This is a genomic window from Simplicispira lacusdiani (assembly GCF_003604195.1).
Lineage (GTDB): Bacteria > Pseudomonadota > Gammaproteobacteria > Burkholderiales > Burkholderiaceae_C > Simplicispira > Simplicispira lacusdiani.
This window is the reverse complement of record NZ_QXGR01000003.1, coordinates 185651-204628: the sequence shown is the minus strand read 5'-3', so window position 1 is coordinate 204628 and position 18978 is coordinate 185651. Positions and strand designations below refer to the sequence as shown.

The following is an 18978-nucleotide window of genomic DNA, read 5'->3' as shown; positions in this document are numbered from 1 at the left end:
GTCTATCAACGCGCGGGCAGGGCGGCGAGCCGGTGGGCTGCGCCCACCTGGAACATGTCCACCAGGGCGGTCAAGCGCTGGGCCTGGGCCTGCAGGTTGTCGGCGGCCGTGTGGCTTTGTTCAACCAGTGCGCCGTTCTGCTGGGTCATCTGGTCGAGCTGGGAGACCGCGACATTGACCTGCGAAATGCCGTCGCTTTGCTGGATGGCGGCGGTGCTGATCTCGCCGATGATGGAAGTGACGCGCTGCACGCCTTGCACGATCTCGTCCATCGTGGCGCCGGCGTTCGTCACGAGCTGACTGCCTGAGTCCACCTTTTCCACGCTGGCCTGGATCAGTGCCTTGATCTCCTTGGCCGCCTCGGCACTGCGTCCTGCCAGGCTGCGCACCTCGCTGGCCACCACGGCAAAGCCTCGGCCTTGCTCGCCTGCACGGGCAGCTTCGACGGCGGCATTGAGTGCCAGGATGTTGGTCTGGAACGCAATGCCGTCGATCACGCTGATGATGTCGGCGATTTTCTGGCTGCTGTGGTGGATGTCCTCCATGGTGCTCACCACCTGCTGCATCACCTCGCCACCCCGGGAGGCCGTGCCAGCAGCCTGCGTGGCCAACTGGTTGGCCGCCTGGGCGGAATCGGCGCTCTGGCGCACGGTGGCGGTCAGCTCTTCCATACTGGCGGCGGTTTGCTCCAGGCTGCTGGCGGCCTGTTCGGTGCGCTGGCCCAGATGCTGGTTGCCGCTGGCGATGGCGTTGCTGGTGGCGTGAAGTTCGCCGATGTTGTCGCGCACGGCGGACACCAGCTCATGGAAGCGCTGCTGCATGTCGCGCACCGCCACCATCACGCTGCTGCTGTCGCCGGGCCGTACCGGCACGGACACCGTCAGGTCGCCCTGCTGCATGGCCTGCACCACGGAACGTACCTCGCGTGGCTCAGCCCCCAGCTCGCGACTGATGCTGCGCGACACCTGGACCGTGGCGCCCACCCCCACCAGCAAGGCCAGGGCGGTGATGGCCAGCATCACCGCGCTGAACTGGTGCGCTTCCTGATTGGCCTCGGTGCTGTTCTTGATGATGCGGGCCTCTTCATAGTCGATCAGCTTGTTGATGGCGGCCAGCCATTGCTCGTACTGCGGCTTGGCATCGCTCCAAAGCAGGGCTTCGGCCGCTGCGCGGTCACCCGCCTGGACCAGGGACACGACCTTGCGCGTGGTGGCAACGGTGCGCGCTTCGATGTCCTGGATGGCTTGCACCATGGGCGCAACCTCGGGAGGGACCGAACCGCCACCTTGCAGCACTTTGTCCATTTGCTGGCCCGATGCGGCATAAAAGGCGGCCAGGCGGTCGATCGCTTCGATCTCGCGCTGGCGCGCTGCCGCGTCGGGGGCCAGCACCGCATCCCGTACCGCAATCGAGCGGTCGTGGGCGGAGCCCCGGAAATTGATGGCGGCGCGCTGAATCACCGCGTTCTGGGTGGCGTTGGCCGTGAGTGCCGCATCAATGCCGCGTGCGATGTACACGCTGTACACCGACATGCCCAGCAACATCGCGATGACGAGGCCAAAACCTGCCATCAGGCGCTGACGGATCTTCCATGAGTGCATCGGATTCTGCCTTGGTGAAGTAGGTAAGAAATGTTGTAATTTATTACAAGCGAGCCGCGATTCTGGTGGCGGTTCGACCCTGCGGCAAGCGTGTTCTCGCTATGGCTCCGATAGCCCGAAACGAACGCGGCATGCGACGACCACCGCTAGCGCGCATAAAGTAAGAACTATTTATTCGTTTGGGTTTTAAAGCGTGGCTCGCAGAATCCGAGGCATCTCAACCACCGGGCAGGTTCGGACCGCTGTCATCAGGCTCGGGACGCGGGCCGTCCCCAACCGCTGGAGTCTTGCTACGTGTCCTCGTCTTCCATCATCATCGTTCCGGGCTGGCGGGACTCTGGTCCGGGCCACTGGCAGAGCCTGTGGCCGAGCGCATGCCGCAGGCACGCCGCGTGGTGCAGGACGACTGGATCACGCCCGCGCGCACGGCCTGGGTCGGGCAACTGGAGAAGACCGTGCTGGCAGCGCCCCATCCGGTGGTCATCGTGGCGCACAGCCTGGGCTGCATCGCCACGGTACACATGGGGCCCGAGGCCGCTGCCCGTGTGCAGGGTGCCTTGCTGGTGGCTCCAGCCGATCCCGAGCGCCGGGCCATCCTGAGCGACTTCGCCCCCGTGCCCCATGCCGCGCTGCCGTACCGCAGCATCGTGGTGGCAAGCAGCAACGACCCGTATTGCCCCATCCGCCTCGCGGGTGCCTACGCGCGGGCCTGGGGCAGCGAGTTCGTGCGCCTGCAGCAGGCGGGCCACATCAACATCGAATCGGGTCATGGCGACTGGCCGCTGGGCCTGGCGCTGCTGCAATCGCTCACCGGCGACGTGGCCCGCGCGGCTCCAGCCTCGCGGGAGGCCAGGCAAATCTCCTGCTGATGCTATCAAAAGAATAGCTGTTGGCGCTTGCTAGCATTGCCTTGGATGGCGATTTTGCTTGAAAAATGCAGCATGGACCATGGTGCGGCGGTGCACCTTGTTCCTTTCTTTCATATGCTTTTAACGGATTAATTAACAAAAATATATTCTTTTGCGTTTTAAGAAGGCCTTCGCACAATGCCTTCCATCCATAGCAATCACCGGGCGATGCAACCATGACCTCCCTGAAAATCAAGACCCTCCTGGCCGCGCTGGCCCTGACCGCCAGCGGCGTGGCATCGGCGCAGAGCCAGCTGCTCAATGTGTCCTACGACGTGGCGCGCGAGTTCTACAAGGACTACAACGCCGCATTTGCTGCCCACTACAAGAAGACCACCGGCCAGGACGTGAAGATCGACCAGTCGCACGCCGGCTCCAGCGCCCAGGCGCGAGCCGTGAACGACGGCCTGGCCGCCGACGTGGTAACCATGAACACCACCACCGACGTACAGTTCCTCGCCGACAGCGGCGTGGTGGCCAAGGACTGGGCCAAGAAGTTCCCGCACGACGCCTCGCCCACCACCTCGACGATGCTGTTCCTGGTGCGCAACGGCAACCCCAAGGGCATCAAGGACTGGGAAGACCTCATCAAGCCCGGCATCCAGGTGATCGTGGTCAACCCCAAGACCGGCGGCAATGGCCGCTATGCCTACCTGGCCGCCTGGGGCGCGGTGCGCGAGAAGGGCGGCACCGAGCAGCAGGCCGCCGAGTTCGTGGCCAAGCTCTACAAGAACGTGCCCGTGCTCGCCAAGGGCGGGCGCGACGCCACGGCCACCTTCCTGCAACGCAACCAGGGCGATGTGCTCATCACCTTCGAGTCCGAGGTGGTGTCCATCGACCGCGAATTTGGCGCCGGCAAGGTCGATGCGATCTACCCGTCGGTCAGCATCGTGGCAGAGAACCCCGTGGCCGTGGTCGAGCGCACCGTGGCCAAGAAGGGCACGGCGCAGCTCGCCAAGGCCTACCTCGACTACCTGTACTCCGACGAGGCGCAGGAGATTGCCGCCAAGCACGCCATCCGTCCGCGTTCGGAAAAGGTGCTCAAGAAGCACGAAGCCACCTTCAAGCCGCTCAAGCAGTTCACCGTGGCCAAGTACTTCGGCAGCCTGACGGAAGCGCAGAAGGTGCACTTCAACGACGGCGGTCAGTTCGACAAAATTTACAGCGCCAAGTAATCCATGACCGCCGCCACCTCTGTGGCCGCGCTGGGGGCAGCCCCAGCGCAGGCCGGGCGGCGTGCGCCCAAACGCGTGCTGCCCGGCTTCGGGCTGTCGCTGGGCTACACGCTGTTCTATCTGAGCATCATCGTGCTGGTCCCGCTGTCGGCGCTGGTCTTCAAGACCTTCTCGCTGACCTGGGAGCAGTTCTGGACGGCCGTCAGCGCGCCGCGCGTGGTGGCCTCGTACCGGCTGACCTTCGGCGCCTCGTTCCTGGCGGCGCTGGTGAACCTGTTCTTCGGCCTGCTGATCGCATGGGTCCTGGTGCGCTACAAGTTCCCCGGCAAGAAGATCGTGGACGCGCTGGTCGATCTGCCGTTCGCCCTGCCCACGGCCGTGGCGGGTATTTCGCTCACCGCGCTGCTGGCCGGCAACGGCTGGGTGGGCGGCATCCTGGAGCCGTTGGGCATCCAGCTCGCGTTCAAGCCCGCGGGCATCGTCATCGCGCTGATCTTCATCGGCCTGCCGTTCGTGGTGCGCACCGTGCAGCCCGTGCTGGAAGATGCCGAGAAGGAACTGGAAGAAGCCGCCACCTGTCTGGGCGCCACGCGCTGGCAGACCTTCCGGCTCGTCATCCTGCCGTCCATCACGCCAGCGCTGATGACCGGCTTCGCCATGGCCTTCGCGCGCGCCGTGGGGGAATACGGTTCGGTGATCTTCATCGCGGGCAACATGCCCATGGTGTCCGAGATCACGCCGCTCATCATCATCGGCAAGCTGGAGCAGTACGACTACGCCGGTGCCACCGCCGTGGCCGTGGTGATGCTGGTCATTTCCTTCATCCTGCTGCTCATCATCAACGCGCTGCAAGCCTGGCAGCGGCGCCACGCGGGGGCTCCGGCATGAGTGGAAACAATACTCGCACGGTGCGCCGCGCCCGTGCCGGCACCACCGAGGCGCCCTGGGTGCGCTGGACGCTGATCGCGCTGGCGCTGGCCTTCATGCTGCTGTTCCTGGTGCTGCCACTGGCGGCTGTGTTCGCCGAGGCGCTGCGCAAGGGCCTGGGCGCCTACCTTGAAGGCCTGCGCGAGCCCGACGCCTGGTCGGCCATCAAGCTCACGCTGATCACCGCGCTCATCGCCGTGCCGCTGAACCTGGTGTTCGGCGTGGCGGCGGCCTGGTGCATCGCCAAGTACGAGTTCCGGGGCAAGGCCTTTCTGACCACGCTGGTGGATCTGCCGTTCTCGGTCTCGCCGGTGGTGGCAGGCCTGGTCTACGTGCTGATGTTCGGCGCGCAGGGCTGGTTTGGACCCTGGCTGCAGGCGCACGACATCAAGATCATTTTTGCCGTGCCGGGCATCGTGCTGGCCACGGTGTTCGTGACCTTCCCGTTCATCGCGCGCGAATTGATCCCGCTGATGCAGGCCCAGGGCAACGACGAGGAGCAGGCCGCCATCGTGCTGGGCGCCACGGGCTGGCAGACCTTCTGGCATGTGACGCTGCCCAACATCAAGTGGGGCCTGCTGTACGGCGTGATCCTGTGCAACGCGCGCGCCATGGGCGAGTTCGGCGCGGTGTCGGTGGTCTCGGGCCACATCCGGGGGCAAACCAACACCATCCCGCTGCACGTTGAAATTCTCTACAACGAGTACCAATCTGTCGCGGCGTTCGCGGCGGCCTCGTTGCTGGCCTTGTTGGCGTTGGTCACTCTGGTCATCAAGACCGTCGCCGAGCACCGTAACGAGCAGGCCCTCAAGGCCGCTGCCGAATTGCCCCCCGAGCGGCCCGCGCCGGCCGCTCGCTGAAGGAGAACAAGAACATGAGCATTGAAATCCGCAACGTCAGCAAGCAGTTCGGTGACTTCCAGGCGCTGCGCGACGTGAGCCTGGACATCCAGTCCGGCGAACTCATCGCGCTGCTCGGCCCTTCGGGCTGCGGCAAGACCACGCTGCTGCGCATCATCGCCGGGCTGGAGACGGCCGACGTGGGCAGCATCCACTTCAGTGGCGAGGACACGACCGACGTGCATGTGCGCGAGCGCAACGTGGGCTTCGTGTTCCAGCACTACGCGCTGTTCCGCCACATGACGGTGTTCGAGAACGTGGCCTTCGGCCTGCGCGTGAAGCCCCGTGGCGAGCGCCCCAGCGAGGCGCAGATCCGCCAGAAGGTGATGGACCTGCTCAAGCTGGTGCAGCTCGACTGGCTGGCCGAGCGCTACCCTTCGCAGCTCTCGGGCGGGCAGCGCCAGCGCATCGCCCTGGCGCGCGCGCTGGCCGTGGAGCCCAAGGTGCTGCTGCTCGACGAGCCCTTCGGCGCGCTCGATGCCAAGGTGCGCAAGGAACTGCGCCGCTGGCTGCGCCGCCTGCACGACGAGCTGCATGTGACCAGCATCTTCGTGACGCACGACCAGGAAGAGGCGCTGGAGGTGGCCGACCGCGTGGTGGTCATCAACCAGGGCAAGATCGAGCAGAGCGGCACGCCGCAGCAGGTCTGGGACCATCCGGCCAGCCCGTTCGTGTATGGCTTCCTGGGCGACGTGAACCTGTTCCATGGCCGCGCGCACGAGGGCCTGGTGCACCTGGAGGGCATGGAGCTTGATTCGCCCGAGCACCACGAGGCACAGAACGCCAAGGCCTTCGCCTATGTGCGCCCGCACGACCTGGACGTGGAACGCTACGTGCCCGGCGCGGGCGTGGACGCCGAGGGCCGGCCGCGCGGCATCGTTGCGCAGCTGAGCCGGGCCATCGTCGTGGGCCCGATCGCCCGGCTGGAACTTATTCCCGTGGACGGCCACAAACCAGCGGACAATGCGAACCCGGAAGCCCTGATCGAGGCGCAGATCCCTGCGCAGCAATTCCGGGACATGGGTTTTTCCGAGGGGGACACGCTGGTGGTGACGCCGCGCCGAGCCCGGGTTTTTCTGGACCACGCCTCCGGCATCTGACGCGCCCCCGCCGGGTGCGCGCGGCACCGGCGGCCCACAAGGTGACGAATGATTTTGAACTGGTTCGATAACGCGCCCCGCCGGGTGCTGGCGCTCATCAGCGCGGCCTGCGTGGCCATGCTGGCTTTTGGTCTGTACTTGCAGCACGCCGTGGGCCTGGAGCCCTGCCCGATGTGCATCGTGCAGCGCTATGCTCTTATTTTGGTAGCTGTCTTCGCTGGATTGGCAAGCCTTAGCGGCAAAAAAGGTTGGTGGATGTCGTTCGCCGCGCTGGCCGTGCTGGCCGGCGGTTTTGGCGCCTTCACCGCCGCGCGCCAGAGCTGGCTGCAGTGGTATCCGCCCGAGTTCGCCATGTGCGGGCGCGACTTCTACGGCATGATCGAAAGCTACCCCATCGGCCGCGCCATCCCCATGATTTTCCGGGGCTCGGGCGACTGCGCTGCCATCGACTGGACCTTCCTCGGCGGCTCCATCGCCAACTGGTCCTTCGTCTGGTTCGTCGTCTTTAGCCTGGCCATGCTGTGGCTGCTGGCGCGCGGGATGCGCCGCTCCTGAACGGGCGCTCTTCGCCCATGACGGCCACCGCCCAGCCCCTGCGCCTGCTGCTGCTCGGTGCTACCGGCGCGGTGGGCCGCGAGGTGCTGGCCCTGGCCTTGGCCGACCCGCGCGTGGCCCAGGTCACCGCCCCCACGCGCCGCGCGCTGGCGCCACATGCGCGGCTGCTCAATCCCGTCATCGATTTCACGCAGCTCGACGCTGCAGCGCCCTGGTGGCGGGCCGATGCCGTGGTCTGCGCGCTGGGCACCACCATCAAGGTGGCGGGCTCGCGGGCGGCCTTCGCCGCCGTGGACCGCGACCTTGTCATCGGCACCGCGCGGCTGGCGCGCCAGGCGGGCGCCACGCGCATGGCGCTCAATTCCTCGCTGGGGGCTAGCGCCCAGGGCAATTTCTACCTGCGCACCAAGGCCGAGGCCGAAGAGGGCGTGCGCGCGCTGGGCTACCCCTCGCTGGCCATCGTGCGCCCCTCGCTGATCGCCGCCGAGCGCGAGTCCTCGCGCCCGGGCGAGGTGGCCGGCTTGTGGGTGTCGCGCGCGCTCGGCCCGCTGATTCCCCGGCGCTACCGGCCCGTGGCGGCGGCGCGCATCGCGCGGGCGCTGCTGGAGGCGGCCCTGCAGGGGGCGCCGGGCGAGCGCACCATCGAATCGGAGCATTTGTAGCGCGCCGCGCCCCATACCGTGGGCGCTTTGGATAACATGGCTGTCTGGCCGGCCCGCGGGTGGCCGGCGGAAAAGGCCCGCCATGCTCAAGACCACCGTACAACACCTGTTCCGCCGTCTGGAGCAGCTCAACGGCATTGGCGCAGCGCTTTCGCGCGAGCGCGACATCGAGCGCCTGCTGGAGAACATCCTCGAAGCGGCCAAGACCCTCACGGGCGCCGATGGCGGCACGCTCTACCGCGTGACGGACGACCAGACGGCCCTGCGCTTCGAGATCATGCGCACCGATTCGCTGGGCATCCGTCTGGGCGGCACCACCGGGCAGCGCATCGACCTGCCCGACCTGCCGCTGCGCCGCGCCGACGGCACGCCCAACGACGCGCTGGTGGCGGCGCACGCGGCCATCCACGACCGCACGGTGAACATCGCCGACGTGTATGCCGAGGAGGGGTTCGACTTCTCGGGCACGCGCGCCTTCGACCAGCGCACGGGTTATCGCTCGCAGTCCTTCCTGACCGTGCCCATGAAGAACCACGACGGCGAGCTGATCGGCGTGCTGCAGCTGCTCAATGCGCTGGACCCGGAGAGCGCGCAGGTGGTGCCGTTCTCCGAGGAGGACGAGAACCTGACCGAATCGCTGGCCTCGCAGGCGGCCATCGCCCTGAGCAACCGGCTGCTCATCACCCAGCTCGAACGGCTGTTCGAGTCGTTCGTCAAGCTCATCAACATTGCCATCGACGAAAAATCACCCTACACCGGCGGGCATTGCGAGCGTGTGCCGGCCCTGACCATGATGCTGGCCGAGGCGGCCGACGCCACCACCACCGGTCCGCTGGCGGACTTCCACATGACCGAGCGCGACCGCTACGAACTGCAGATGGCCGGCCTGCTGCACGACTGCGGCAAGATCACCACGCCCGTGCATGTGGTGGACAAGGCCACCAAGCTGCAGACCATCTACGACCGCATCGGCCTGGTCGACACGCGCTTCGAGGTGCTCAAGCGCGACGCCGAGCTGGCCGCGCTGCGCGCGCAGCTGGCCCTGCGGCCCATGGTGGACGCCGAGGCCGAGGGCATCGCCCTGTCCGGCCTGCAGCGGGAGATCCAGGCCATTGAGTCCGACCGCGCCTTCCTGCGCCGCTGCAACCAGGGCTCGGAGGCCATGCAGGAGGCTGACCAGCTGCGCGTGCGGGTGATCGGCACGCAGCGCCACTGGCGCAACGTGGACGGCGTGCACACGGCCTTTCTCACGGCCGAGGAGATGGAGAACCTCACCATCCGCGCCGGCACGCTGACGCAGGCCGAGCGCGACACCATCAACTACCACATCGTCGCCACCATCAAGATGCTGGAGACGCTGCCCTGGCCGCGCCACCTGCGCAACGTGCCGGAGTATGCGGGTGGCCACCACGAGCGCATGGACGGCAAGGGTTACCCGCGCGGCCTCACGCGCGCGCAGATGTCGGTGCAGGCGCGCATGATGGGCATCGCCGACATCTTCGAGGCGCTCACCGCCGTGGACCGGCCCTACAAGAGCGGCATGAAGCTGTCGCAGGCGCTGGCCATCATGCAGAAGATGGTGCACGGCGGCCACATCGACCCCGACCTGTTCGACGTGTTCGTGCGCGAGCGGGTGTACCAGCGCTACGCCGAGCAGTTCCTGGACCCCGAGCAGATCGACACGCCCGCCGGGGCCACGCATTGAGCCTCAGGCGCCGTCGGCGGGCGCTGCGCGGGCCAGGGCGCGTGGCGCGCGCATGGCGCGCAGCTTGAGTGTCACGCGCCGCCAGCCGATCACGATGCCCGTCAGGCTCATGGCCACGCCGCCCAGGCTGAGCACGACCAACACGATGTCCCACAGCGGGCGCCGCTCCAGCAGGGGCAGCCAGTCCCAGCTGTGCAGCATGCCGAACAGCCAGCGGGACACGCGGCGGTGGCCGTCGAGGCGGCCCAGCACCGTGCCGGTGTGCGGGTCCAGATGCACCCAGCTGGCCTGCGCATCGGCAAAGACCACGCGCAGCACGGGCAGGGGCTTTTCGGCGCCGCCGCCCATGGTGTGGGCCTCGCGGGCGTAGTAGTAGGTGTCGTAGGCCTGCAGCGTGTCGATGCGTTCCACCGGGGCGGGCAGCAGCCGGGCCACGGCGGCTTCCAGTTCGCCGGGTTGCCAGGCATGGGCGCGGGCCGTGGCCGCATCGAGCAGCACGGTGCGCTCGCCCGGGGCCAGGGCCTGCACCAGCGTGTGGCCCGCGGTGCGTGTCCAGCGCAGTTCGCGCACGCCGGCCGGGGACGCAGCGAGCAGCGCCTGTACGCTGGCCGGTTGCCCTGGCAGGAGGAGCGGCCCGCCGTGCATGGCGTCGGCCTGCAGCGGTGCGGCGCCGCTGTCGAAGATGCGCCAGGGGTTCATCGACATCAGGCCGCTGAAGATCCAGGTGAAGGTGATGGCCGCGAACAGCAGGCCCGCGATGTGGTGCCAGCGCATCATGGCGCCGGGATAGGGTGAGCGCGTGCCATTGCGGTAGGTGCCGGAAAAGCGCCAGCGCATGACGCCGACCACGGTGCCCAGGATCGTCATGGCGATGCCGAGGATGGACAGCCCGTTGACGATGTCGGCCCAGTAGGTGTTGAACACGTTGCCCCGGAACGGATAGAGCCAGTGGATCCAGGCGCCCGCGTAGTTCCAGCCGCGCTCGGTGCGCGTGGCGTCGCGCACCACCTCGCCCGTCTTGCCGGAGATGTAGAGCAGCGTGCCCTGGGCATCGTCCAGCCGCACGCGGTGCAGCGGGCGGTGGGCGTCGAGCGCGCGCGAATGGGTGAAGGCGTCCTCGTCCACCGGACCCTCATGGACCACTGCGATCCCTGGCCCCGCATAGGCCGCGGCGCTCGCCAGGGCATGGGTCGCGTCCACGCCCGACAGCTGCGCGCCGGTGTTGGCATCGACGACCACGGTGGCGGGGCGATGTGCCCGGGCGTTCTTGGGGCGCCCGGCAGGCGCCTCGTGCGCAGGCGTGGCCAGGTAGACGGCGCGCCCCGCGCTGGCCACGGCCAGGCGCAGGTCCTGCAGTGGCCCTTGCAGCCCGGCCACCGCCAGCGCCAGCGCCTGCGCGGGCTCCAGCGCCACCGGGGCGGTGCGCAGGGCCGGCAGGTGTTCCAGCCGCTCTGCCGCCGTGAGCTTGGGGTAGCCCACGTACAGCATCACCACGCCCGAGATGAACCACATGGCGAAGAAGGCGCACAGCAGCACGCCCAGCCAGCGGTGGACCAGGAACAGCCAGCGTTTGGCATGCACCATGATGGTCTCCGGTGCCTCAGAAGGCGACGTGCAGCGTCACGTCGGCCGTGCGCGGCGCGCCCAGGTAGGCCTGGCTGCTCAGGTTGGCGGCATAGACGCGGTCGGTGGCGTTGCGGATGCGCCCGGTGAGCGTGCTCGTCTTGTTGATCTTCCAGGCCAGGCCCAGGTCGAGCAGCGTGTACGCCGCCTGCCACTGCGTGTTGGCCGCATTGGCGTACACCTTGCCCACGTGGCGCACGCCGGCGCTGGCCTGGAGCTGGGGCGTGATGGCGTAACCCACCCAGAGGTTGGCCACCGTGGCCGGGGTATTGGTAGGCACCTTGCCGGCGAGCGACACGCCGCCCTGCATGAAACTCTCGTAGCGGGCGTCCACATGCGTCAGGTTGGCCTGCACTTGCCAGCGCGGTGACGGGCGCAGCCCCACCGACAGTTCGGCGCCCTGGGCCGACTGCTCGCCCACCAAGAGGGTCACGCCAGGGTTGTTCGGGTCCTGCGTGGCGATGTTGCGCCGCGTGATCTGGTAGAGCGCCAGGGTGGCCGTGCCCTTGCCGCCCCAGAAGTCGATTTTGCTGCCCACCTCGGCCTGGCGGCCGGTGGTCAACTCGCTGTTGTTCATCACGTCGGCGAACGAGGCCGTGGACAGGATGCCGGATGGGGGATCGGCAGCGGTGGAATACTGTGCGTAGAGGTTGGCGCCTGGAGCGATGTCCCAGACCACGCCGATGCGGCCCGTGGTCGGGCTGTAGCCACGGCTGTAGGTGGCGGGCATGGCGGCCGTGACGGTGCGGCGATTGGTCAGGTCCAGGTCGATGCGTTCGTGCCGCAGGGCGGTGACGAGGTTGAACCGGGGCGCGACGGCGGTGCGGTTTTCCAGGTACAGAGCCGTGGTGGTGACCTTGTTGTCGCGGTCGGGCTTGAAGCCCGGAACCATGCCGGGGATGTCGAAGAAATTCTCCGTGCCGAAGCGGTAGGGGTCGACCGTGCTCACCGTGCCCGAGCCGCTGTTGGGGAAGCGTGTCTGCCGGTTCACGCTCACGTCCAGGCCGAAGGCCCAGTCGCTCTTGCGGCCGGCGATGCTGCTCTTGTAGGTGCCCTCGACGCGGTCGCCCACCACCTCGTGGTCATGGCGTTGAAGGTAGGCGCCAGAGCGGATCACCTGGGTGTTGGCGGTGTTGAAGCGGTAGGTCTCGACGTTGCGGTAGTCGCGCAGCGCGTCGTAGGCATAGAACGTGTTGCGCAGCTCCAGGGCGTCCGAGGCGCGCCACTGCGTGACCGAGCGCAGCCACTGCACGCGCTGGGCGTACAGGCCATCGGCGCTGTTGTAGTTGGCGAAGCGCGTGCGCGGATCGATGCGCAGCTCGCCCGCCATCGGGTTGAGCAACGGCGTGCCCCAGTAGGGGCGGTCGACATGCTCGTTCTGGTACTCGTAGGCCAACGTGTGGGTGAGGCCGCCGCCCAGGTCGGACAGCAGCGAGGTGGCCAGTTGCGTGGAGCGCGTGTGCATGCCTTCCACCCAGTTGCCGGCATCGCGGTGGTTCAGGTCGATGCGCGCGAAATGCTGCGGGCCGGCCGCGTTGTCGCTGCCGGCAATGCGCCGGTTCAGGCCCAGCGAGACCTCCTTGAGGTTGTTCTGGCCCAAGCGCAGTTGGCCTTCGGTGAAGTCGTGCCGCTCGGCCGTCTTGGTGATGTAGTTGATCGAGCCCCCCACGGCGCCCGAGCCGAACAGAAAGCTCGACGGGCCGCCAATGGCCTCGACCCGGTCGTAGATCCAGCTGTCCACGGGGCGCGCGGCGATCGAATACTGCACGCTGATGCCGTTGAACATCTGGCCGATGGAGCCACTGCCAAAGCCCCGGTAGCTCACGCCGATGCTGCCGGGCGCGTTGTGCGCGGTCACGCCCGGGATGGCGCGCAGGATTTCCTGCGTGTCCTGGGCGCCGCGGGCCTCGATGGTGGAACGGTCCACCACGGTGACCGAGGCGGGCGTTTCGCGGGGCGTCAGCCCCAGGCGGCTGCCGGTTTCGACCGGGGTGTCGAGGTTGATGCGGCCATTGGGGGTGGGCACGGAATCCACCACCTCCACGGCTTGCAGGGTAGGGGCTTCGGCGGTTTTGCTTTGTGCGGCGGCCCCCAGGGGCGCGAGGGCCAGGCCCGCCAGCAGGCTGGCGCACAAGGGAGAAAGGGTGAACGAAGGGGCGTGGGCGCGCGTGGCGGCCACGCGGGCGGGTGCGGTGGAACGGATCATGAAAACTCTCTCTGACGGATGGCGCAGGGTCGCGTCCGCTCTGTCAGCCCGCCCTTCTTGTGCAAGGGGTGACGTCGAGCGGGCGCGCGCGAGCGCGGACACACGGGCCCACGGCCACGGTGTGTGGCGCGAGGGCGGAACGGGCAGGGTCAGGAGAGCGAGGGAGGCCCGCGCGCCGGCAGTGGCGCGGCGGTGGCGGCTGCGATGCGCGCGGCCTCGATGGGCTGCAGCGCGTGGGCCAGGGGCCGGGGAGGGGGCAGCGTGCCAGAGGCGGCGGCCGGTGGCGCGCCCGCTGGGGAGCACAGGGGGCAGTCCATGCCCGAGGCGCCTACCTTCTCCACGGTGCCGTCGTCGGTCTGCATGAGCAGCATGACGGTGCCGGTGCTGGAACAGATGAGCTGGATGGGCTGCGGGTGCACGATGGGCGCGGCGATCGCCACGCCGAGCGATGCCATGAACCATGCGAGCACCCACAGGCGCAACGCGGAAAAGGTTCGTGGCATGTTCATGTTTTCGATTATGCCTGCCCGTTGCCTGGCGGTAGCCATTTGTTTCGCGGGTATGTCGGGCGGGGTACGCGCGAGCGCTATTGTTGCTGCTCGTTTTTTGTGGTGGGGCTGCCTGCATGGGCGTGGACGATCAGCCAGTCACGGAAGGCCACCATGGCATCGGTCAGGGTGCGGGACTGCAGCCGCGTGAGCCAGTATGCGCCCCGGTGTAGTTCCTGCGTGAACGGCTGCACCAGCCGGCCCTGGCGCAGTTCGCGCGTGAACATGCGCACCGGCAGCAACGCCACGCCCGCGCCCTGGGCGGCGGCCTCGGCCAGCGTGAGGGAAGAGTCAAAGACCGTGCCGCGCACCACGGGGCAGGGCACGCCCGCTGCCTCGAACCAGGCCGCCCATTCATCGGCGCGGTAGCTGCGCAGCAGCGGCTGGCGCGCCAGGTCGGCTGCCGTGCGCAGACCGTGGGCCAGGGCGGGCGCGCACATGGCGGACAGCGGCGCCTCCATGATGCGTTCGGCCTGCGTGCCGTGCCAGGCGCCGTCGCCGAAACGGATGGCGTAGTCCAGCCCTTCGCCCGCCATGTCCACCCGGTTGTTGTGCGTGAGCAGGCGCAGATCCACGAACGGGCAAGCCTGCTGGAAGTCGCGCAGCCGAGGCAGCAGCCAGCCCACGGCGAAAGTGCCCACGGCGCCCACGGTGAGCACCTCGCGCGGGCGCGTGTCGCCCAGGGTGTCGAGCGCGCGCGCCACGCTGGCGAACGCCTCCGCCACCACTGGCAGCAGCGCCTGGCCTTCGTCGGTGAGCGCCAGGCCGCGCGGCAGACGCCGGAACAGGGGCTTGCCCAGACGGTCTTCCAGCTTGCGGATGTGCTGGCTCACGGCGGTCTGGGTCACGTGCAGCTCCTCGGCCGCCCGCGTGAGGTTCAGGTGGCGCGCCGAGGCCTCGAACGCGCGCAGGGCGTTGAGCGGGAGGTGCATGGGAGGGTTCAGTTTTTCTGGGGTCTGGTGGCAATTATTGTCGATAGTGCTTTGGTTGAAGTCCCTCTATCGTTCTAGGCTTCTTCTCACTCATCGCAAATTCCATATGCGAAGACGACAGTTTTCCTTGGGCTTGATTGCCGCTGCGGCCCTACCGCTTTGGGGGTGTGCCGGTGCCGGCCATGCCGCGAGCAGGGACGCCACCGCCCGCCAATGGGCCGAGACACTGGCCGGCATCGAGCGCACGGTGCAGGGCCGCCTGGGCGTGGCCATGCTGGATACGGGCACGGGACTGGCGCTGGGCTGGCGGCAGGATGAGCGCTTCGCCATGGCCAGCACCTTCAAGCTGGCGCTCGCCGGCTGGATGCTGGCGCTGGTGGACCAGGGGCGCGAGCGGCTCGACGCGCGCGTGTTCTACGGCCGAGAAGCTCTGGTGGCCTATTCGCCCGCCACCGCCAGCCGTGCGGACGAGGGCGGTGGCCTCACCGTGGGCGAGCTGTGCGCGGCCACCGTGAGCCTGAGTGACAACACCGCAGCGAACCTGCTGTTGGCGCGCCATGGCGGGCCGGCCGCTTTCACGGCCTTCGTGCGCTCGCTGGGCGACGGCGTGACGCGGTTGGACCGCAACGAGCCCACGCTCAACGAGGCGGCCGTGGGCGATCCGCGCGACACCACCACGCCCCAGGCCATGCTGCAGACCATGCGCAAGCTGGTGCTGGGCGATGCGCTCACGCCCGCGTCGCGTACCTGGCTGCAGCGCTGGCTGGTGGAGACGAGCACGGGCGACAAGCGCCTGCGCGCCGGCGTGCCCGGTTGGCGGGTGGGTGACAAGACGGGGACCGCTAGCGAGAGCGGCACGGCCAACGACATCGGCGTGCTCTGGCCGCCTGGCGGCGCCGCGCCGGTGCTGGTGGTCTGCTACCTCACGCGCTCCACCGCCGCGCCCGGGCAGCGCGACGCGGCCATCGCCGACGTGGCGCGGGCGGTGGTAGCGGCGCGGGACGGGCTCAAAGCTTCTTGACGAGCACCTGGCTGCGCCGGTCCCAGTTGTACTTGCGCTTGCGCGCCTCGGGTAGCCACACGGGGTCGACCACCACGAAGCCGCGCTTGATGAACCAGTGCATGGTGCGCGTGGTGAGCACGAAGATCGATTCGAGCCCCAGGTTGCGCGCGCGCTGTTCGATGCGCTTGAGCAGCTTCTCGCCGTCGCCCGTGCCCTGGCTTTGGGGTGACACCGTGACGGCCGCCATTTCGGCCGTGCGCGCCTCGGGGTAGGGGTAGAGCGCGGCGCAGCCGAAGATCACGCCGTCGTGCTCGATGATGGTGTAGTTGGCGATGTCGCGCTCGATCTCGGTGCGGTCCCGCTTGACCAGGGTGCCGTCCTTCTCGAACGGCTCGATCAGCTGCAGGATGCCGCCCACGTCGTCGGCCGTGGCCTCGCGCAGTTCCTCCAGCTTCTCGTCCACGATCATGGTGCCGATGCCGTCGTGCACATAGATTTCGAGCAGCAGCGCGCCATCGACAGCGAACGGGATGATGTGGCTGCGCTCCACGCCGCCCTGGCAGGCCTTCACGCAGTGCTGCAGGTAGAAGGCCGTGTCGGTGGGGCGCTGGCTGGCCGGCACGCGCGCCAGCAGCTGCCGGGCCTGGGCCAGGGGCAGCTCGGTGTCGATGGGGTTGTCGTCGCCCTCGGGGGCCTCGGGGTCGGTGCGGATGCCGGGCACCTCGGAGAGGAACAGGAGCTTGTCGGCCTTGAGCGCGATGGCCACCGAGGTGGCCACCTCTTCCATGCTGAGGTTGAAGGCCTCGCCCGTGGGCGAGAAGCCGAACGGCGAGAGCAGCACCAGCGCGTCCATGTCCAGCGCGCGCTGGATGCCCGCCACGTCCACCTTGCGCACCAGGCCCGAGTGCTCGAAGTCCACGCCGTCGACGATGCCCACCGGCCGCGCCGTGATGAAGTTGCCCGAGATCACGCGCACGGTGGAGTCGGCCATGGGCGTGTTGGGCAGGCCCTGGCTGAAAGCGGCCTCGATCTCGTAGCGCAGCTGGCCGGCGGCCTCCTGGGCACAGTCGAGCGCCACCGAATCGGTGATGCGGATGCCGTGCGAGTACTTCGCCTGGTGTCCCTTGGCCTGCAGTTGCTCGTTCACCTGCGGGCGAAAGCCGTGCACCAGCACGATCTTCACGCCCATGGCCTTGATCATGGCCAGGTCCTGCGCGATGTTGTGCAGCTTGCCGGCCGCGATGGCCTCGCCCGTGAGCCCCACCACGAAGGTCTGGTGGCGGAACTTGTGGATGTAGGGCGCCACCGAGCGGAACCAGGGCACGAAGGTGAAGTTGAAGACGGTGGACATGCGGTGGTGGCGGGCTGGCAAAGAGGGAAGGGCACCGGCGGGCGGCCGGTGCGCGATTTTCACCGATATTGCTCAGGCCGGGCGGGCGCAGTCCGACAGGATGTCCAGCGCGGGGACATGTACCTGGGTGTGGATGCTGGCAACGTCCAGCAGGGTGTGGAACAGGTTGTCGTGCGACCAGGGCTGGCCGGCCTTGGCCCGCAGGCAGGCCATGTCCCAGTGCCGGTCTTGCTGCAGGGGCTTGGAGATCCAGGCCAGCATGGGCACCTGGGTCTGCTCCTTGGGCGCCATGCGGTAGGGCATGCCGTGCAGGTACAGCCCCTTCTCGCCCAGGGATTCGCCGTGGTCGGAGAGGTAGAGCAGGGCCGTGGGGCGCTTCTGCGCCTGCAGCCACTGCACGGTCTCGGCCAGGAAGTGGTCGGTGTAGCGCAGCGAGTTGTCGTAGGCGTTCTGGATGTGCTCCACCGGGCATTCCTGCAGCGCGTGGCTGGTGCATTCGGGCAGGAACCGCTTGAGCGCCTGCGGCGAGCGCTTGTAGTAGGCCGGGCCGTGGCTGCCCATCTGGTGCATCACCACCACCGTGCCCCGGGCGCGGCGTTCGGCGGGAAGCTTGGACAGTTCCTGGGGCAGCTGGCGCAGCATCGCCTCGTCGAGGCACTGGCCGTCGGGGCAGACGTCGGGAAAGTCCAGGGCGCGGGTGTCCACGTTCGGCACGCGCTCGCACACGCCCTTGCAGCCGGACTGGTTGTCCAGCCACAGCACGGCCAGGCCCGCGCGCTGAAGCACGTCGAGCAGGTTCTCGTGCCGTTCGGAGGCGTCCGCATAGCCGTCCCGGCCCAGGTGCGAGAACATGCAGGGCACCGAGGTCTGGGTGTTGGTGCCGCAGGAGCTCACGTTCGAGAAATACACCAGATCGCCCTGGCCTTGCAGCGCCTGGAGCCGGGGCGTGGTGTCGCGCCCGTAGCCGCCCAGCCCGAAATTGGCGGCGCGGGCCGTCTCGCCGACCACCAGCACGATGAGGGGTGCGCCATCGGGGTCCGTGCCCGTGGCGGCGGGGCCGCGCGCGTCCTCGCCCAGGGGGCGTAGCGGCTTCTGGGCCTGCGTGGTGCGGCCCACCGCGACGCGGCCCACGGCATACACCGTGTTGAACGGGTTGACCATGTAGCGCAGCTGCTTGTGGTTGCGCATGAGCGAGGCCACGTCCTGGAACGAGGTCCACAGCAGCGCCACGGCGACCAGCAGGCCCAGCAGGCCGGCGCCCAGTTGCTGCCCGGCCAGCCGCACCGCGCCCACCGCGCGCACCGGCTGGCGCCACCACCAGATGCCGGGCAGCGCGGCGCCCAGCGTGAGGGTGACGAGCAGCGGCCAGGACAGCAGGTCCAGCGCCTCGCCCATGTCGGTCTGCACCACATTGGTCGCCATGGTCGGATCGATCACGATGCCGTAGCTGGCCATGAAGTAGCTGCTCGATGCCGTGATGGTCAGCAGCAGGAGGCCGGCCGGCTTCAGCCAGCGGGGCCAGACCAGCAGGCTCAGCAGCAGCAGCGTGGCGGCCAGCACCACCAGGACCAGGAGACCCAGCGTGGCGACGGCCTGGGGGCCGTGCATCTCGGGCAGCCTCCACAGGGCGGTCCAGAGCGGAAAGTTGCCGAGGGTGGCCAGCCACAGGGCAAGCACCAGCAGCAGGGCCGTGGGGTGCCAGGGAGCGCGGAGGGGGGCAGTCAGGGGCATGGAGTCGGGAACCGGGGTGCACTTGGGTGCGGCGATTCTTGGACTCCAGGCT

Annotated in this window: 15 protein-coding genes and 1 pseudogene; 9 read left to right on the top strand and 7 right to left on the bottom strand. The window is 68.3% G+C overall.

What is annotated here, in order from left to right; genetic code table 11:
* Positions 1–5: 5 nt before the first annotated feature.
* Entirely contained in the window at positions 6–1601 is a 1596-nt protein-coding gene (locus tag D8S75_RS05445; protein ID WP_119964934.1) for a methyl-accepting chemotaxis protein, read from the bottom strand.
* Positions 1602–1895: 294 nt separating this feature from the next.
* Here D8S75_RS05445 and D8S75_RS05440 point away from each other — a divergent pair.
* From D8S75_RS05440 to D8S75_RS05405, 8 genes and pseudogenes are all read left to right on the top strand, one after another.
* Positions 1896–2470, top strand: a pseudogene (locus D8S75_RS05440) (RBBP9/YdeN family alpha/beta hydrolase).
* Positions 2471–2685: 215 nt separating this feature from the next.
* On the top strand, positions 2686–3684 hold the full coding sequence (locus D8S75_RS05435) for a sulfate ABC transporter substrate-binding protein (RefSeq protein ID WP_119964933.1): 999 nt from the start codon (positions 2686–2688) through the stop codon (positions 3682–3684).
* A 3-nt stretch (positions 3685–3687) separates the two neighbouring features.
* Positions 3688–4572, top strand: a complete 885-nt coding sequence (gene cysT, locus D8S75_RS05430) for a sulfate ABC transporter permease subunit CysT (protein ID WP_119964932.1) — start codon at positions 3688–3690, stop codon at positions 4570–4572.
* Positions 4569–5471, top strand: coding sequence for a sulfate ABC transporter permease subunit CysW (gene cysW / locus D8S75_RS05425; RefSeq protein ID WP_119964931.1), 903 nt, complete (start codon positions 4569–4571; stop codon positions 5469–5471). The genes cysT and cysW overlap by 4 nt, the downstream gene beginning before the upstream one ends.
* 14 nt (positions 5472–5485) lie before the next feature.
* On the top strand, positions 5486–6610 hold the full coding sequence (locus D8S75_RS05420; RefSeq protein WP_119964930.1) for a sulfate/molybdate ABC transporter ATP-binding protein: 1125 nt from the start codon (positions 5486–5488) through the stop codon (positions 6608–6610).
* 48 nt (positions 6611–6658) lie between these two features.
* On the top strand, positions 6659–7165 hold the full coding sequence (locus tag D8S75_RS05415; RefSeq protein ID WP_119964929.1) for a disulfide bond formation protein B: 507 nt from the start codon (positions 6659–6661) through the stop codon (positions 7163–7165).
* A 17-nt stretch (positions 7166–7182) separates the two neighbouring features.
* Positions 7183–7827 carry an NAD(P)H-binding protein gene (locus tag D8S75_RS05410; protein WP_370807369.1) on the top strand — a complete coding sequence of 215 codons (645 nt, stop codon included), beginning with the start codon at positions 7183–7185 and terminating at the stop codon, positions 7825–7827.
* An 82-nt stretch (positions 7828–7909) separates the two neighbouring features.
* On the top strand, positions 7910–9532 hold the full coding sequence (locus tag D8S75_RS05405) for an HD domain-containing phosphohydrolase (protein ID WP_119964928.1): 1623 nt from the start codon (positions 7910–7912) through the stop codon (positions 9530–9532).
* A 3-nt stretch (positions 9533–9535) separates the two neighbouring features.
* Here the strand turns inward: D8S75_RS05405 and D8S75_RS05400 are convergent, their stop codons facing one another.
* From D8S75_RS05400 to D8S75_RS05385, 4 genes are all read right to left on the bottom strand, one after another.
* Complete coding sequence (locus D8S75_RS05400) at positions 9536–11116, bottom strand: PepSY domain-containing protein (RefSeq protein WP_119964927.1); 1581 nt, start codon at positions 11114–11116, stop codon at positions 9536–9538.
* Positions 11117–11132: 16 nt separating this feature from the next.
* Positions 11133–13361 carry a TonB-dependent receptor gene (locus D8S75_RS05395; protein WP_119964926.1) on the bottom strand — a complete coding sequence of 743 codons (2229 nt, stop codon included), beginning with the start codon at positions 13359–13361 and terminating at the stop codon, positions 11133–11135.
* A 149-nt stretch (positions 13362–13510) separates the two neighbouring features.
* Positions 13511–13870: a DUF2946 family protein gene (locus tag D8S75_RS05390; protein ID WP_119964925.1), complete on the bottom strand. Its 360-nt coding sequence runs from the start codon at positions 13868–13870 to the stop codon at positions 13511–13513.
* 77 nt (positions 13871–13947) lie between these two features.
* A complete protein-coding gene (locus D8S75_RS05385) occupies positions 13948–14841 on the bottom strand; it encodes a LysR family transcriptional regulator (RefSeq protein ID WP_119964924.1) in 894 nt (297 codons plus the stop codon).
* 106 nt (positions 14842–14947) lie between these two features.
* Here D8S75_RS05385 and blaACA point away from each other — a divergent pair, with 106 nt between their 5' ends.
* On the top strand, positions 14948–15862 hold the full coding sequence (blaACA, locus tag D8S75_RS05380) for an ACA family class A beta-lactamase (RefSeq protein ID WP_119964923.1): 915 nt from the start codon (positions 14948–14950) through the stop codon (positions 15860–15862).
* Here the strand turns inward: blaACA and argA are convergent.
* Entirely contained in the window at positions 15849–17195 is a 1347-nt protein-coding gene (gene argA / locus D8S75_RS05375) for an amino-acid N-acetyltransferase (protein ID WP_119964922.1), read from the bottom strand. The two genes, blaACA and argA, sit on opposite strands and share 14 nt — an antisense overlap.
* A gap of 72 nt (positions 17196–17267) precedes the next feature.
* On the bottom strand, positions 17268–18926 hold the full coding sequence (locus tag D8S75_RS05370; RefSeq protein ID WP_232828914.1) for a phosphoethanolamine transferase: 1659 nt from the start codon (positions 18924–18926) through the stop codon (positions 17268–17270).
* Positions 18927–18978: the final 52 nt, after the last annotated feature.

Coding starts and splice junctions, on each gene's coding strand:
- D8S75_RS05445 (WP_119964934.1), bottom strand. CDS start 1,601: ATGCACTCATGGAAGATCCGTCAGCGCCTGATGGCAGGTTTTGGCCTC.
- D8S75_RS05435 (WP_119964933.1), top strand. CDS start 2,686: ATGACCTCCCTGAAAATCAAGACCCTCCTGGCCGCGCTGGCCCTGACC.
- cysT (WP_119964932.1), top strand. CDS start 3,688: ATGACCGCCGCCACCTCTGTGGCCGCGCTGGGGGCAGCCCCAGCGCAG.
- cysW (WP_119964931.1), top strand. CDS start 4,569: ATGAGTGGAAACAATACTCGCACGGTGCGCCGCGCCCGTGCCGGCACC.
- D8S75_RS05420 (WP_119964930.1), top strand. CDS start 5,486: ATGAGCATTGAAATCCGCAACGTCAGCAAGCAGTTCGGTGACTTCCAG.
- D8S75_RS05415 (WP_119964929.1), top strand. CDS start 6,659: ATGATTTTGAACTGGTTCGATAACGCGCCCCGCCGGGTGCTGGCGCTC.
- D8S75_RS05410 (WP_370807369.1), top strand. CDS start 7,183: ATGACGGCCACCGCCCAGCCCCTGCGCCTGCTGCTGCTCGGTGCTACC.
- D8S75_RS05405 (WP_119964928.1), top strand. CDS start 7,910: ATGCTCAAGACCACCGTACAACACCTGTTCCGCCGTCTGGAGCAGCTC.
- D8S75_RS05400 (WP_119964927.1), bottom strand. CDS start 11,116: ATGGTGCATGCCAAACGCTGGCTGTTCCTGGTCCACCGCTGGCTGGGC.
- D8S75_RS05395 (WP_119964926.1), bottom strand. CDS start 13,361: ATGATCCGTTCCACCGCACCCGCCCGCGTGGCCGCCACGCGCGCCCAC.
- D8S75_RS05390 (WP_119964925.1), bottom strand. CDS start 13,870: ATGAACATGCCACGAACCTTTTCCGCGTTGCGCCTGTGGGTGCTCGCA.
- D8S75_RS05385 (WP_119964924.1), bottom strand. CDS start 14,841: ATGCACCTCCCGCTCAACGCCCTGCGCGCGTTCGAGGCCTCGGCGCGC.
- blaACA (WP_119964923.1), top strand. CDS start 14,948: ATGCGAAGACGACAGTTTTCCTTGGGCTTGATTGCCGCTGCGGCCCTA.
- argA (WP_119964922.1), bottom strand. CDS start 17,195: ATGTCCACCGTCTTCAACTTCACCTTCGTGCCCTGGTTCCGCTCGGTG.
- D8S75_RS05370 (WP_232828914.1), bottom strand. CDS start 18,926: ATGCCCCTGACTGCCCCCCTCCGCGCTCCCTGGCACCCCACGGCCCTG.